We start from the raw sequence: 14,950 nt of genomic DNA, 5'->3' as shown, positions 1-14,950 counted from the left end.
TAATATTAGAAAATCAATTAAAAATTATAAATAAAAAGTTAAAGTAAGTAATAAAGGCTTGCTTTAATATCCCCGTGTGGCGAAATGGTAGACGCGCTTGACTCAAAATCAAGTAGTTCACACTGTGCTGGTTCGAGTCCGGTCACGGGGACCATATTTGCACAACAGTATTGATACAATAGTATCAACTATGAAGAATATGAAAATAGGGAGATAATCCCTTTTTTCTTTCAATAACACTAGTTTTTGAATCACTTTATGTATGTTAGTTCAGAACTTTTTAATTTTCATAGTCAATAAAAACACGAAAGGTCAATAAAAACACAAAAGGTTAAATCATTATCTGATATAATAAGAACAATTGATGAGTATATCTATTGGTATAATCACGAAAGAATAAAATTAACTCTAGGTGGTTATTCACCTATTCAATATGGGTTAATGAATCAACAAATGATATAATAACTACAAAGAACATAAAGTACAAGAAAATGGTATCAATTCAAGGGTGCTAAAATTGTACAAAACCCCTATGCCTTAGATAATTTTAAACTAGAAGCCTTGCTTCAAGAAGTGGAGAAGAAATGATGATTAATAATGATATGTTAAAAATTGAAGACGTTAATAACTCAATACTCACAAGAATAAAACTTGTTGCTAATATGTTGTGTTTGAACTTTGCTAAAGAAGATTTTACAAGTTCACTTCATATTCAGTGTTTCTATCGAATTCATAAAAATAACCAGGTACTTGTCACATCACAAGATTATCATACTTTTGACTACGATAATGGAGATGAAGATGGAACAAACAATGATCTCTGGAAGAATATAAAAAAAATCTCAAATAAAATCGAAGGCAATCAAGTTACTCAAGTATTAATGAATGATTTAAAAGATATTAGACTTTTTTTAAGTAATGATTTTCAAATTGACATTCTTATATCAAATAGCAAAAGCAACTTTGAAGAAATGATCGAACAATATCGTTTTTTGCCTAGTGTAGCAGATAATGATCATATAGTAGTTTATAATTAGCTTGCTGAAACTCAATAAACTAAGATAAAATGATAGTAAAATAATCTCTTTTGGAATATAGTGCTTCCATTAAAACAATATAAAATAAAATGCCTTAGTTGAGCCACATTTTAGGGGTGCTAAAAATCAGTTAAGGGTGCTAAAAAAAATGATGGGGTGCTAATTTGTATTAAAATAGGTAGCCTAACACAAAATAAATTTAAAATAGTTTCCGAATCTTAAAATAAAGATGTATAATTACGATCTTTAATCCAAAGATAAGGAGACTTTTTTATTTTTATGATGAGTTTTATTTTTTTGCATAGGAAAAGTTTAGTATTAGTTAAATTTATCCAATAAATATTAACATAAAGAAAAAAGATTTGAAGCACAAGGTGAAAAAAAGTAATGTTTTTTAAAAGTTACTAGTACTATAAAATAAACATTTTACCAACTTTTGAAACAAATATGGTTTTATGTTTTTTAGAAGTCCTTTTTTAGTGTTTTTCATGCATTATTCTTGTAAAAATGCTATATTAGTATAGTCAAACAAATTTCAGAAAGAAAGAAGAGAAAACACATGAGTAAAGTTAGTAACATGGGTGTGGATTCGGCATCATCTACACCGCAATTCTGGAGTAAAGTCAAAGCATTTTTAACAACAACATTAAATGCGATGACATTTGGTATATTTGGCACAATTGTTGTAGGAGCCATTATACAAACTATTGGTATTATCACCGGTATAGATGTATTAAATATGAGAGTAGCACCTGTTCTAACTTCCTTATTAGGTATGGGAATAGGTTTAAGTATTGGTTTATCATTAAAATTAGATGGTCTTAAGTTAATTATGCTCGCTGTTGCAGGTGGTATAGCAACACTCGTAAAAGTTGATTTTTCAATGCATGGATGGTTTGATCCAACGGCAGTTTCTAATAACCCGATAACAGCTTACTTGGTTGTAATTGGAGTATATTTCATCATGAAGTCTATCTTTAAGAAAAAGACTTCATATGATTTATTTTTTATACCAATCATGACAATTTTATCAGCTGTTTTAGTAATATATTTAGTATCTTGGCCAATTGATCGATTAATGGAAGCAATTTATGCAACGATAAGATTCTTTATGAATCTAGAGCCATTTACAACATCTGCATTTATTGGACTTATATTTGGAGTTTTACTTACATTACCATTTATAAGTAGTGCTGGTGTAGCAATTGCAGTATTTTCAATTCCATTTGGCGTTGGTAATACAATGGCTATTCCTGATTCTGTTGCAATTGCTGCGATGTGTGCGGCTGCAATTGGAAGTAGTGCTCAAATGGTTGGTTTTTCTGTTCAATCAATTCGTAAGAATAATGTTGGCACAATATTTACAGTTGGACTTGCAAGTTCGATGTTTCAATTTAAAAACATTATGAAAAAACCTCAAACATGGATACCATCACTAATTGCAAGTTTTGTACTTGCACCTCTAGGGTATTTTATATTTGACGGTTATCAATGGTTTATTAATTTAATACCTGTTGGTCATCAATTCAGTGCTGTTTGGGCAGGTATGGGGACCTCAGGCTTAGTAGGGTTATTACAGCCACTTACCATAGCTAACTTTTCTTTAAATGGATGGTTATATATTGCATATATGGTTATATTTCCATTAGTTTTAGTTTTTTGGTTAGATATGTTGTTTATAAAGATGAATTGGTATACTGAAAACGATCTAATTTTAGACGCATCAATATAAAAATAATCCCTTAATTGGGATTCATTTTTAATAGTTATAGAATTATAAAAAATAAGTGTTAAAATAACTTAAGGAGTGATTTTTATGAATAGAAATTTAGCGTTATTAACAGACTTTTATGAACTAACAATGTCCAATGCATATTTTAATGATAATCGCCATAATCAAATCGCAGTGTTTGATGTTTTCTTTAGAAGTATACCTGATGAAGGTGGATATGCAATCTTCGCAGGACTAGAATCAATTATCGATTATATTGAAAATTTAAAGTTTGATAAGGAAACAATCAAATTTTTAAAAGAAAAAAAGATATTTAATGAAGGTTTTTTAAATTATTTAGAAAATTTTAAGTTTACATCAGATGTCTATGCGATGAAGGAAGGTACACCGATTTTTCCTAATGAGCCACTACTTACAATTAAAGGACCAATAATTGAATGTCAATTAATTGAAACAATGATACTACTTTCTATAAATCATCAATCGTTAATTGCAACAAAAACCTCAAGAATAGTAAGAGAAGCTAAAGGTAGACCTGTTTTTGAATTTGGTGCGCGACGTGCGCATTCTTATGATGCTGCAAATCTTGGTGCAAGAAGTGCTTATATTGGTGGTGTTACAGGAACATCAAATACTTTAGCAGATTTTATGTTTGGTATTCCATCATCAGGAACAATGGCACACTCTTATGTACAAAGTTTTAAATCAGAGTATGATGCATTTAAGAGCTATGCACTAAATTATCCTGATAATTGTTTACTCTTAGTTGATACATATGATACTTTAAATGAAGGCATTCCAAATGCAATTAGAGTGCATAACGAAGTATTAAAACCAATGGGTAAATATTTAAAAGGTGTAAGAATTGATTCAGGGGACCTAGCATATTTATCTAAAAAGGTTAGAGTTATGCTTGATGAGGCTGGATTAACAGATACTAAAATTACAGTATCAAATGCATTAGATGAGTTTTTAATTAGAGATCTAATTGTGCATCAAGATGCTCAAATTGATGCATTTGGTGTAGGTGAAAGATTAATTACAGCTCGAAGTGAGGCAGTATTTGGCGGTGTTTTTAAACTTGTAGCAATAGAAGATAATGGTAAACTTGTACCTAAAATTAAGATTTCTGATAATGTTGCAAAAACTACAATACCGGGATTTAAACAAGTATACCGTTTTTATGATGAAAACGATATGTCAATAGCTGATGTAATTACTTTATTTGATGAAGAAATTGATGCATCAAAACCATATACTTTATTTGATCCACTACATCCATGGAAGCAAAAGATAGTTGAAAATTATAGAGTTGAAAAATTATTAATTCCTATATTTATTGAAGGTGAATTAGTTTATAATAAACCAACAATCAATGAAATTAGAAAACATAAAGAAGTCATGTTTGAAAAATTATGGAAAGAAGTTATTAGACTTAAGTTCCCACATGAATACTATGTTGACTTATCTCAAAAACTATGGGATATTAAACAAGAATTAGTCACACAACATAAACATTAAAGGATAGCATACAAAAAATGGAAAAGGGCATGTCAAAAAATACATATAGAATGTTAACTGGTAAACGCATTTGGCTTTATATGTTACTTCTATCATTACCGATTTTAATTAACAACCTTATTAAATCTTTTAATAGTATGGTTGATATATACTTTATTGCAAGAATGGATAATGCTACGACAGCTCAAATCGATTCAGCAATTGCAGCACTAAATATACATGAGTCGTTTAATAATTTAATTTTAGCAATTGGAGTAGGTTTATCTATTGCAGCAATGGCAATAGTATCCCAGTTTCTAGGTGCAAAGAAAGAAAACAAAGCAAGATCATATTCCGGACAATTACTAATGATAGCTATTATTGTTGGTATATTATTAACTCTGATAATAGTTAGTTTTTCTTGGTTGTTTATAGATCTTCTTGGTGCTAAAGAGCAAACATTTGACAATGCCTTAGTATATTTTAATATTAGAAGTTTTGAACTTGTAGGTGTCATATTTTTCTTAGTTTATCAAGCAATCAGACAAGCTCAAGGTTCCACAATTATACCAACCTTATTAAATATATCGGGTATTATCCTAAATATTATACTGACTTGGTATTTTGTATCAATACTTAATTTAGGAGTAGAAGGTGCAGCATGGTCTACTGTTATAGGTAACCTTGTTTTTGTACCATTAATGATTATAGATCTATTAACTAGTAAAAAATATATCAAAATTAATCCAAAATCTTTAATACCGAAACTAGACACACTAAAAGAAATATGGCCATTTGCATATCCTGCAACTGTATCTCATTCAGTAACATTTTTTGGTTTTTTAATCATTAATGGATTCGTATTAACACAGTTTGGAGATGTAGTTTCTGCAAGTTTTTCAACAGGTAATAAGTTATCAAACCTACTTATGAACCCAATATATGCTATCACTACAATTAGTGCAGTATTTATTGGTACAAACATTGGAAATAAACAACCCGAAAGAGCCCTACAAGCCTATAAAGAGTCAGGACTCCTAACATTTACTATTACAGTTGTTGCTATATCTATTGCAATCTTATTTAGAAGAGATTTTGTTATTATGTTGGTAGGAAACTCTAATCCTAAATTAATTGAAATATCCATTCAATACACATTCTGGCTTTTATTGACACAACCATTTATGTCAATATTCCAAAATCATATGGCAATATTTAATGGAAGTGGGCAATCAAAAATTGGATTGAAAGCACAATCCATAAGGTTATGGTTATTAAGAATACCAATTCTTTTTATCTTGTGGTGGATTTTCCCTCAAATGAGTTACTCTGTAGTATGGACAGCAATGAATATTTCAAACGTATTAGCAGTATTCTATGTATTCTATTTAAGGAAAAATATAACTCTTGATATTAGAGTAAATTTAGAAGATGAGATAAGTGAGCAATTAACATGATTCATGTAGTTTTATGTCAACCAGAAATTCCACAAAATACTGGTAATATAATGCGTACTTGTGTTGGTACTGGGGTTAAACTTCATTTAATTGAACCTTTAGGTTTTAAAATAGATGATAAAAAATTAAGACGTAGCGCAGTAGATTACTATGATTTCCTTAATTTTGAAATACATCCTAATTTTGATAGTTTCAAAAAAAATCACCATGGAACATATTTTTACCTTTCAAGATATGGTAAAAAAAGTCATTCAGACCCTAAGTACAATGAGATCAATCATGATATATATTTAGTATTTGGATCTGAATCATATGGTATAGATAGAAAACTTTTGAGTGAGAATGAGTCTAATACATTTAGAATACCTACAAATGATAAAATTAGAAGTCTTAATTTATCAAATGCAGTAGCTATTACAGTTTTTGAAGTATTAAGACAATTAGGCTATCCGGATTTATATGAGTTTGAACCCGATACACTCAAAGGTAAAGATTACTTAAAAAACTTTAAGGAGTAAAATAGTGAGTAAAGAAAAAAAAATAAAAAGAGCACAGACAATTGGCGAGGAAATAGCAAATAGTATCTCTCATGGTGTGATGGCTTTATTTGCAATATTTGCACTTATAATGATGATTATAAAGTCACAAAATGGGTGGCAACTGGCAGCATCAATTGTTTTTGGATTATCAATGTTTTTACTATATATAAGTTCCACATTGTATCATGCACTTAGTTTTACTAAAGCTAAGGGTTTATTTAAAAGATTTGATCATATATCAATTTATATGTTAATAGGTGGAACGTTTGCACCAATATTTTTGTTACTTCCGAGTTTTCAAGAACCACTATTTGGAATAGAAAATTTTATTAGTATAGGATTGTCTTTATTTATTGGTCAATGGTTATTAATTTTATTGGGTATCATATTGAAATCTATTTGGGTTTATAAGTTTCAAACTATGCACGTAATTATATTCTTACTTATCGGATGGAGTGGATTATATTTTATGTATGATTTATACCATTTTAGTATGGCTTCAATGTGGTTAATCTTACTTGGTGGTTTAAGTTATTCATTAGGTGTTATATTCTATAAAAAATCAAATAAAGAATATTTTCACTTTATTTGGCATATTTTCGTAGGAATGGGTACAATTTTGCAATTTCTTGCAATATACAATTATTTTATCGTTTAAAATACAAAATTAATTTAACACTTGAATAATCATTCATGTTAAGTTAAAATCTTTATAGATAGGAAGGTAATGATTATGAAAATTTTATCAGTAAATGCAGGTAGTTCCAGTTTAAAATTCCAATTATTACAAATGCCTGAAGAATTCGAAATAGCTTCAGGATTAGTTGAAAGAATTGGAAATAAAAATGCAGAGTTCAAAATAAATTTTAATGGTAGTTCAAGCAAACAATCTGATTTAGTTGTTTTAGATCACTCTGTTGCAGTTGATTTAGTTATTAAAGGTTTATTAGAACATAAGATTATTTCATCACTAGATGAAATTCAAGGGGTTGGACACCGAGTAGTTCAAGGTGGTGAAACATTTAAAGAGTCTGTTGTAATTGACGATGATGTTGTTTTAAAGATTGCAGCTTTAAATGACTTAGCACCATTACATAATCCGGCAAATATCATTGGTATTAACGCATTTAGAAAAGCAATACCAAATGTACTACATGTTGCTGTATTTGATACAACTTTCCACCAAACAATGCCAGAAGTTAACTTTTTATATGGTACACCTTATGAATGGTATGAAAAACATGGTGTTAGAAAATATGGATTCCATGGTACATCACACCAATATGTATCTGAGGAAGCACAAAAACGATTAGGTAAAGAAGAATCAAAAATTATTGTTGCACATATTGGTAATGGAGCATCTGTTACAGCAGTATTAAATGGAAAGAGTATTGATACATCTATGGGACTTACACCACTTGAAGGTTTCCCAATGGGAACTAGAAGCGGTAATGTTGATCCATCAATTTTCCAATTAATGCAACAAAAAGAAGGATATTCTTTAGAAAAAACATTAAATGAACTCAATAAAAAGAGTGGTTATTTAGGTATTTCTGGTGTATCACATGACTCTAGAGATATAGTATCGGCAGCAAACGAAGGAAATCATAGAGCTAAATTAGCACTTGATATTCAAGCGAAACGTATTGTTGACTATATTGCATCATATTATGTATTATTAGGTGGACTTGATGCTTTAGTATTCACCGCAGGTATTGGTGAAAATGCTAAAGAAGTACGTAGCTTAGTATGTAAACGTCTTGAGGTTTTAGGAATCATTATTGATGATGAAAAGAATAACTCAAGAGGCGATAAAGAAATACAACATAAAGATTCTAAAGTTAAAATCTGGGTTATACCTACAAACGAAGAAGTAATGATTGCACGTGATGTCTTACGTCTTCAAAATAGTAATTAAGACAAAATAAAACTGAAAGTATGAACTTTCAGTTTTTATTTTTTAAGAGGCATATTGAACATACCGTTTTGTAAGAAATACATCACATTATTAATAATTAGATCAATTTCTTCATCTGTGATTTTTTCTTTAAAAACAACTTGTAGCCCAACAAAATTTGATATACCCATAAGTGCGAAAGATAAAGTTTCTAAATCGATATTTTTATCCACTTCACCAGATTCGACTGCAATTTGAAGTTGTTTTGAGTAGACTTCAGCAAAGTTAGAATAATATTCTATAAAAAGTGTTCTATCTACAAACATTGATTCCCAAATAATTCTATAACTTAATCGGTCTTGAAGCGAGAAATTAATAAAAGCGCGTAAACCTTCACGTTCCTTTTCATAGCGTGTTGGAAGATCTTTAACCTTTGTTTGAATTTCTTTACGAATTCTTTTAGAGTAATCGTTTAATAAATAGTCATAAACTGCACGTTTATCATCAAAGTAAATATAAAAAGTACCGATAGCAACTTTTGCCTCAGAAATAATTTGATTAGTAGATGTTGCCAAAAATCCTTTTTCTGCAAAAAGTTTTCTTGATACATCAATTATTCTATGGAATGATTTATATCCAGTAGCTGTTTTTGGTAAGCGAATTGAGTTAATTTTCATGATTGTATTCTCCTGATAACCATTTTATATGAATATACTTTAAATTACAAGTAATAAAGTGCACAGTTATAATTTGTAATGTAAACGATTACATATTTTTTGATTAAAGTATTGACTTTATAAATTAAAACATGTTAAGATGTAACTGAATAAATATTCATGTTACAATAGTTTTTTTAACGTTAATGTTAACATCGCAAGTAGTAGATGCAAATATAAGGTTAACATGTGAAAGGATAGAAATGATACCGATTTTGAATATGATTACAAATGCGCTTATAACTTTCTCATTCTTGTCTTTAGCGACTTTTGGGATTGTTTTAATTTTTAAGACAAGTACAACAACAAATTTTGCTCAAGGTATGTTGGGTATTTTAGGTGCTTATACAACAAGTTATTTAATTGATCAACAAGGTGTAAGTGATTTAACTGGACTACCTAGTGTTTCAATTAATAATCCATTAACTCTAATACTACCTATTTTAGGAGGTATGCTCGTATCTTTTATTGCAGGGTACTTAATTGATGTTGTTATATTTAGAAATGCTAAATATACTAATGCTGCTACAAAACAAATCATTACTATGGGACTAGTAATAGTCTTAACGGGAGTAATTCCACTTGTTTTTGGACCTACAACAACAAGAGCAAGTTTTAAGTTTACTGAAAGTACAGTTGAACTTTTCAATTCAGGAATATTTATACCCGCTCACCGTTTAATTACTTTAGCGATTTCATCTGTTATTATTATTGGGTTATTCTTAACGCTTAAATATACTAAGTGGGGACTCGCTGTTAGAAGTGTTGCATCTAATGAGCGTGTTGCCGGATTAATGGGTGTAAATACAAATAGAATTAATGCTTTAAGTTGGGGTATTGCTGGTGCATTAGGTGCATTATCAGCGATAACTTATACAGCTGCGATATCCTCACTTACAATAGCAGCAATGACACCTATGCAAATTGATGCATTTTATGCTTCAATCTTAGGAGGTTTTTCAACATTCTATGGTCCGTTAATTGGAGCATTCTTATTAAACTTTGGCCAAGTTGGAATCCCGATGATCTTAGTCAAATATGGATTGGCACAGTGGGGTAATGTAATTATCTATCTAGCAATCATGCTAATTGTATTACTTAAACCAAATGGTATATTTGGTAAAAAAACTATGAAGAAGGTTTGACATGAAAAGATTACTTAATGAGAAAATAATGCCAATTATTAAAAAACCTCAATTTGCTTTTGTTATGGTGGGAATTGTTTTGGTGATATTTAGTTTAGCATCTAGCCTATTTACACCAAGCCTACATTCTGCAATAGTAATGACTTCATATTATGCACTTGCTGGTTTAGGATTTGCACTTTTACTAGGATATGGTGGGTTGGCATCTTTAGGAACAGGAGCTTTTGTTGGGATAGGTTCATTTGGTTTACACTATGTTTATAGATATTTAGATCAACCATTGCTAATTGCAATTGTTGTTGTAATAATTATTTCTATTTTTGTGTCCATACTCTTTGGATTTGTCAGTTTAAGAATTTCAGGAATGTATCTAGCAATTGTTACAATGGGTTTATCACAAATTGTAGTAGAAGTTATTCGCAATATTCCTAATTATGCATCAGGAACAACAGGTGGCTTTTTAAGTGGTGAAAATCCAAAGCCTTTAGAAATTTTTGGATATCGTTTATTGGCAAACGATGCAATCATATTTACTGCTATTTTCTTAGTGATTGGTATGATAGTCATTTATAACTTAATTAAATCTCCAACTGGTCGTGCGCTATTATCTATTAAAAATAGTGATACAGCCGCACAAACTATGGGTATTAAATTATTAAAATATCGTTTATTTTCATTTGTTATTTCAGGTATATATGGAACACTAGCAGGTGTATTAAGTATGCTTTATTTAAGAAATGCAAACGTTAACTCTGTTGGATTAACATTTGCTTTAAATATACTTGCAGCGGTAATTATTGGGGGTACAAAATCAATTTGGGGTATTATTTTAGGAACGTTTGTTATATTTGGATTAGATCTAGCGGTATTCCAAAGATTTAATCTGGGAACCTATTCCATTATTTTAAATGGTGTCTTAATTATTGTTGTAGTAATGTTTTATCCTGGTGGGTTGGTACAACTATTTAGTGATATCAAAAAAGGTATTAAAAAGTTAATTAAGAAAGTGAAGGTGTCATATTATGGCAATGATGAATAAGGATACTGTTAAAAGACGCCGCACTCAACTAAAATTAAATTATTTAATTGGTCTTGAGTATGAATACAAGAAAAAACTAGAAGAATATAAGAGTAAAAAACTAATAGAAATTGATAGATATTTTACTGAGGATACAAATGTTGCCAATAAGAGATTAGAAGGTATTCATCATAACAGTGAAATAATTACTAAGAAATTAGAACAATATGACAAAAAAGCATATTGGAAACGCCGAAGATTTAAAAACAAAAACAAATCTATGGAAAATCTAGATTCTTTATTAAGTGTTTATGATGGTAAAGCATTAGAAGATAGAAATGAGTATTCAAGATTATTAGGAATAAAATATTCAAATCTAACATATACTGAAGATGAAAAATCAAAATTCAGTAAAATTATAGAAAAACAAACGAACTTAAGAAAAGCTCGTATTGAAAAAATGAATGTAAAATTTGAAAAGTTAAATATTAAGACAATTAATTTGATCGATAAAATAAATAAAAAACAAGAAAAGTTCGAATTATTAATAAAAGAATTAAACGATAAAATTAATGAAAGAAATTTAACTACCCTAAAAGAAGAAAAACAGTTGCTTGTTGAAATAGATAATCAATTAGTTCAAAAAAACTTAAGTGAAAAACAAAAAATAGAATTAACACATAAAAAAGAATCTTTAGAAAATAAAATAGCAATTTATAGTGATGGGAACATTCAATTATCAGTGCGTGGTCTTAAAATGTATTTTGGTGGTATCAAGGCTGTAAATGATTTGAGTTTTGAAGTTAGAAAAGGTGAAATATTTGGTTTGATTGGACCAAATGGTGCAGGTAAAACAACTGTATTTAACTGTATAACTCAGTTTTATAAATCTACTGGCGGAAGTATTTATTTTAGAAATAAGGAAAATGATATTGTTGATTTAAATAAACTTCAAACACATGATATTATTCATGAAGGTATTGCAAGATCATTTCAAAACGTTGAACTTATTTGGGAATTAACTGTATTAGATAACTTATTAGTTGCCGGTCACTCATTGTTATTAACTGATTACTTAGAACATATGGTCAACTCTAATCGAACAAAACGTGAAGAAATGGTACTAAGAACTAAGGGTTATAAAATACTAAAGGACTTAAAAATTGAAGAATACGCGTTTAGATCACCTTATGGTCTACCATATGGTGTACTAAAAAAAGTGGAACTTGCAAGAACTTTAATGACTGATCCAAGTTTAATTATTCTTGATGAGCCTGCAGCTGGGCTTAATGATCATGAAACAATCGATCTGGCCAATGTCATTAAAGAAATTAATGAAAAATATAAAGTTACAATTTTCCTTGTAGAGCATGATATGGGATTAGTTATGAGTATTTGCGAACGTGTATGTGCGATCTCATTTGGTAAAAAACTTGCACTTGATGTGCCACGTGAAATACAATTGAACCATGATGTGAGAGTAGCTTATTTAGGAGAAGAAGATGATGAATAATATACTACTAGAAATCAAGGATTTAGAAATTGATTATGGCATTGTTAAAGCTGTTAAAGGTGTAAGTATGGTTGTACCTAAAGGTTCAATTGTTGCACTACTAGGAGCAAATGGTGCTGGTAAAACATCTACAATTAGGTCTATTTCTGGATTAACAAAGGTTAAATCAGGAAAAATTATTTACAACGGGGTAGAAATACAAAACTTACCATCATATGAGATAGTAAAAAAAGGTATTATGCAATCACCTGAAGGTCGTATGATTTTAAATGGTCTAACAGTTGAAGAAAATTTGATGGTTGGAGCTTACTCAATTAAATCTGTTAAAGAAGATGGTATTAAGAAGAAAAGAAAGTTTCTTCTACAAAATAATTTAGAAGAAGTATACTCATACTTTCCAATCCTAAAAGAACGTCGCAAACAACAAGCATCTACACTTTCAGGTGGAGAGCAACAAATGTTAGCCATTGGACGTGCACTTATGGGTTCTCCAGAGTTCTTATTACTTGATGAACCATCACTAGGGCTTGCACCACTTATTATTAAAGATATATTTAATATAATTAAAAAGATTAAAGAAGATGGTAGAACAATACTCATCGTTGAACAAAATGCTAAGCAAACACTTAAAATTGCTGACTATGTTTATTTATTAGAGGTTGGAAAAGTTAAATCTCATGGTAAGGCAAAAGACATTTTAAATGATGAATCACTTATTAGTACTTATCTTGGAAGTAACAATTAATTTTCTTTCAAGAAAAATATGAATAAAGGTTCACAGTAAGCGTTTTCATGTTATAATATAAATAAAGAAAGAAAAACGCAATATTTTGCGTAAAAAAAGGAGAAAAAATGAAAAAACTATTATTAGTAATGATGGTTGCACTAAGTGCAGTCGTATTACTTGGTTGTGATACAACCAAAAATACAGCTCAAGGTATTACAGCTGATAAAATTATAATCGGTAATACTGCGGCTACAGAAGGTGCATTCGCAGGGGTAGGTGTACCATTTAACTTAGCTATGCAAGTTGTGTTTGATGAATATAATGCATCAAACGATGGTAGAGATATTGAATTTATTCACTATAATGACAATTTTGATGGTGAACAAGGACTTGCTCATACTAAAACACTTGTTGAAGAAGATAAAGTATTTGCATTAGTGGGACACTTTGGTACAAATACAGTTAATGCAACTATGGACTATTTATTAGAATCTGGAATTCCAATGGTTTATGGTGTTACAGGTGTTAACTCACTTTATTATAACGGTTCAAGTGGTGTTGGATCAAACATCTTATCAGTTCAACCTATTTATAGAACTGAAGGTAGAATGTTAGTTGCTCGTGCATTACATGAAAGTTTATTTGGACCAAATGGAGATCAAAAACTTGGTGCAGATAGTAAAATTTTAGTTTTATATTCTGATGATGATGCAGGACAGTCTATTAAAGTAGGTATCGATGAAGAACTTGCTGCACAAGGTGTTGCTGCAAATAGAGTAGTTAAATTACCTTTTGCTGCTTTAAATGCTGCTGCAACAGTTACTACTGGTTTAGCACAAAATCCAGATGTAATCATCTTATCATCTAACCAAGCGCCTGCAACTGCAGCTGCAACAGCTTTAAGAGAACAAAACTCTACAGTACCAGTTATTACTTCTTATGTAAATGCTGCTACAGTATTTACTCCAGCACAAGCTAAAGTAGATGATGTTGCTCAACCACTTCCATATAATGTATATGCTAATGCTTGGGTTGACATCGTTGATGTAACAGCTCCAGCTCCAACAGAAGCACAAGTTGGTGGAGACGGTACTCTTGATGGATTTGCATTACCATTATCATATCTACCAGGATTTACAGCTGAATATTGGGAATTTGTTAAATTATTAAACGATTCTACACGTGAAAGTGGTACTACAAAAGCTAAATCATTATGGGCTAACCCATATGCAATGGCTGGTTATGTTGCAGCTAAAACTTTTGTTGCATTACTTGAAAGAGTAGAAGATTTTGATACATTAACATGGGAATCATTCATTGAACTTGCAGAATCTGCTCCAATCAAATTACCTTTAGCTGGTACAGTTAACTGGGCTGATGGAAACCGCTTTGGATTAGACTCATTAGCATTTACTAAATTTGTTTATTCACCACAAGTAACTTTTGCAAAAGTACGTGAAGTTGAATCAATCAGCGACGTATTAAAAAAATAATATAACACGGTGATAAAAAGCGTTGATTAGAGTTAAAAATCAACGCTTTTTTAATCAAAAAATATAAAAGTATAATAAAACTTGTAAAGCGTTTTCATTTTATATTGACAATGATCTGAAATGATGATAAAATAAATATGAACAAATATTCATATTATATAATTCATTAAAAGAAA

The 14,950-nt window shown here is 30.0% G+C and carries 14 protein-coding genes and 1 tRNA gene; 14 read left to right on the top strand and 1 reads right to left on the bottom strand.

Going from position 1 to position 14,950, the window contains the following annotated elements:
* The first annotated feature begins 70 nt into the window (after positions 1 to 70).
* The 9 genes from G324_RS0102925 to G324_RS0102890 all read left to right on the top strand — a co-directional run bounded on the left by G324_RS0102925 (position 71) and on the right by G324_RS0102890 (position 8,183).
* Positions 71 to 154, top strand: a tRNA-Leu gene (locus G324_RS0102925).
* 161 nt (positions 155 to 315) lie between these two features.
* Positions 316 to 462, top strand: coding sequence for an IS3 family transposase (locus G324_RS08180; RefSeq protein ID WP_084027074.1), 147 nt, complete (start codon positions 316 to 318; stop codon positions 460 to 462).
* Positions 463 to 584: 122 nt separating this feature from the next.
* The gene (locus G324_RS0102920) at positions 585 to 1,037 is read left to right on the top strand and encodes a hypothetical protein (protein WP_035357174.1); all 453 of its coding nucleotides are present in this window, start codon (positions 585 to 587) and stop codon (positions 1,035 to 1,037) included.
* Between the two features lie 559 nt (positions 1,038 to 1,596).
* On the top strand, positions 1,597 to 2,769 hold the full coding sequence (locus G324_RS0102915; RefSeq protein ID WP_025724907.1) for a PTS sugar transporter subunit IIC: 1,173 nt from the start codon (positions 1,597 to 1,599) through the stop codon (positions 2,767 to 2,769).
* Positions 2,770 to 2,853: 84 nt separating this feature from the next.
* The gene (locus tag G324_RS0102910; RefSeq protein ID WP_025724906.1) at positions 2,854 to 4,290 is read left to right on the top strand and encodes a nicotinate phosphoribosyltransferase; all 1,437 of its coding nucleotides are present in this window, start codon (positions 2,854 to 2,856) and stop codon (positions 4,288 to 4,290) included.
* A gap of 29 nt (positions 4,291 to 4,319) precedes the next feature.
* Positions 4,320 to 5,726 carry an MATE family efflux transporter gene (locus G324_RS0102905; protein ID WP_162146841.1) on the top strand — a complete coding sequence of 469 codons (1,407 nt, stop codon included), beginning with the start codon at positions 4,320 to 4,322 and terminating at the stop codon, positions 5,724 to 5,726.
* Complete coding sequence (locus tag G324_RS0102900; RefSeq protein WP_025724904.1) at positions 5,723 to 6,244, top strand: tRNA (cytidine(34)-2'-O)-methyltransferase; 522 nt, start codon at positions 5,723 to 5,725, stop codon at positions 6,242 to 6,244. Before G324_RS0102905 ends, G324_RS0102900 begins: the two co-directional genes overlap by 4 nt.
* A gap of 4 nt (positions 6,245 to 6,248) precedes the next feature.
* A complete protein-coding gene (trhA, locus tag G324_RS0102895; protein ID WP_025724903.1) occupies positions 6,249 to 6,923 on the top strand; it encodes a PAQR family membrane homeostasis protein TrhA in 675 nt (224 codons plus the stop codon).
* 75 nt (positions 6,924 to 6,998) lie between these two features.
* Positions 6,999 to 8,183 (top strand): acetate/propionate family kinase, encoded by a 1,185-nt coding sequence (locus G324_RS0102890; protein WP_025724902.1) that lies wholly within the window; start codon positions 6,999 to 7,001, stop codon positions 8,181 to 8,183.
* A 35-nt stretch (positions 8,184 to 8,218) separates the two neighbouring features.
* Here G324_RS0102890 and G324_RS0102885 read toward each other — a convergent pair whose 3' ends face one another.
* Positions 8,219 to 8,839, bottom strand: a complete 621-nt coding sequence (locus G324_RS0102885) for a TetR/AcrR family transcriptional regulator (RefSeq protein WP_025724901.1) — start codon at positions 8,837 to 8,839, stop codon at positions 8,219 to 8,221.
* 242 nt (positions 8,840 to 9,081) lie between these two features.
* Here G324_RS0102885 and G324_RS0102880 point away from each other — a divergent pair, with 242 nt between their 5' ends.
* The 5 genes from G324_RS0102880 (at position 9,082) to G324_RS0102860 (ending at position 14,774) form a co-directional block, all read left to right on the top strand.
* On the top strand, positions 9,082 to 10,023 hold the full coding sequence (locus G324_RS0102880) for a branched-chain amino acid ABC transporter permease (protein WP_162146840.1): 942 nt from the start codon (positions 9,082 to 9,084) through the stop codon (positions 10,021 to 10,023).
* Between the two features lies 1 nt (position 10,024).
* Positions 10,025 to 11,062, top strand: coding sequence for a branched-chain amino acid ABC transporter permease (locus G324_RS0102875; protein ID WP_025724899.1), 1,038 nt, complete (start codon positions 10,025 to 10,027; stop codon positions 11,060 to 11,062).
* Positions 11,046 to 12,554, top strand: coding sequence for an ABC transporter ATP-binding protein (locus tag G324_RS0102870; RefSeq protein WP_245587887.1), 1,509 nt, complete (start codon positions 11,046 to 11,048; stop codon positions 12,552 to 12,554). The genes G324_RS0102875 and G324_RS0102870 overlap by 17 nt, the downstream gene beginning before the upstream one ends.
* A complete protein-coding gene (locus G324_RS0102865) occupies positions 12,544 to 13,299 on the top strand; it encodes an ABC transporter ATP-binding protein (protein ID WP_425393914.1) in 756 nt (251 codons plus the stop codon). The genes G324_RS0102870 and G324_RS0102865 overlap by 11 nt, the downstream gene beginning before the upstream one ends.
* A gap of 107 nt (positions 13,300 to 13,406) precedes the next feature.
* Positions 13,407 to 14,774, top strand: coding sequence for an ABC transporter substrate-binding protein (locus G324_RS0102860; RefSeq protein WP_025724896.1), 1,368 nt, complete (start codon positions 13,407 to 13,409; stop codon positions 14,772 to 14,774).
* Positions 14,775 to 14,950: the final 176 nt, after the last annotated feature.

The organism is Acholeplasma granularum ATCC 19168 (assembly GCF_000526235.1).
In the GTDB taxonomy this organism is placed as follows: Bacteria; Bacillota_I; Bacilli_A; order Acholeplasmatales; family Acholeplasmataceae; genus Acholeplasma; species Acholeplasma granularum.
The sequence above is the reverse complement of the archived record's forward strand: the minus strand, read 5'-3'. Positions and strand labels throughout refer to the sequence as shown.

Excerpts from the sequence above, each read along its gene's own strand:
- G324_RS0102900 (WP_025724904.1), top strand. The coding sequence starts at position 5,723 with ATGATTCATGTAGTTTTATGTCAACCAGAAATTCCACAAAATACTGGT.
- G324_RS0102885 (WP_025724901.1), bottom strand. The coding sequence starts at position 8,839 with ATGAAAATTAACTCAATTCGCTTACCAAAAACAGCTACTGGATATAAA.
- G324_RS0102910 (WP_025724906.1), top strand. The coding sequence starts at position 2,854 with ATGAATAGAAATTTAGCGTTATTAACAGACTTTTATGAACTAACAATG.
- G324_RS0102915 (WP_025724907.1), top strand. The coding sequence starts at position 1,597 with ATGAGTAAAGTTAGTAACATGGGTGTGGATTCGGCATCATCTACACCG.
- G324_RS0102880 (WP_162146840.1), top strand. The coding sequence starts at position 9,082 with ATGATACCGATTTTGAATATGATTACAAATGCGCTTATAACTTTCTCA.
- G324_RS0102865 (WP_425393914.1), top strand. The coding sequence starts at position 12,544 with ATGATGAATAATATACTACTAGAAATCAAGGATTTAGAAATTGATTAT.
- G324_RS0102870 (WP_245587887.1), top strand. The coding sequence starts at position 11,046 with ATGGCAATGATGAATAAGGATACTGTTAAAAGACGCCGCACTCAACTA.
- G324_RS0102875 (WP_025724899.1), top strand. The coding sequence starts at position 10,025 with ATGAAAAGATTACTTAATGAGAAAATAATGCCAATTATTAAAAAACCT.
- G324_RS0102890 (WP_025724902.1), top strand. The coding sequence starts at position 6,999 with ATGAAAATTTTATCAGTAAATGCAGGTAGTTCCAGTTTAAAATTCCAA.
- G324_RS0102860 (WP_025724896.1), top strand. The coding sequence starts at position 13,407 with ATGAAAAAACTATTATTAGTAATGATGGTTGCACTAAGTGCAGTCGTA.
- G324_RS0102905 (WP_162146841.1), top strand. The coding sequence starts at position 4,320 with ATGTCAAAAAATACATATAGAATGTTAACTGGTAAACGCATTTGGCTT.
- G324_RS0102920 (WP_035357174.1), top strand. The coding sequence starts at position 585 with ATGATGATTAATAATGATATGTTAAAAATTGAAGACGTTAATAACTCA.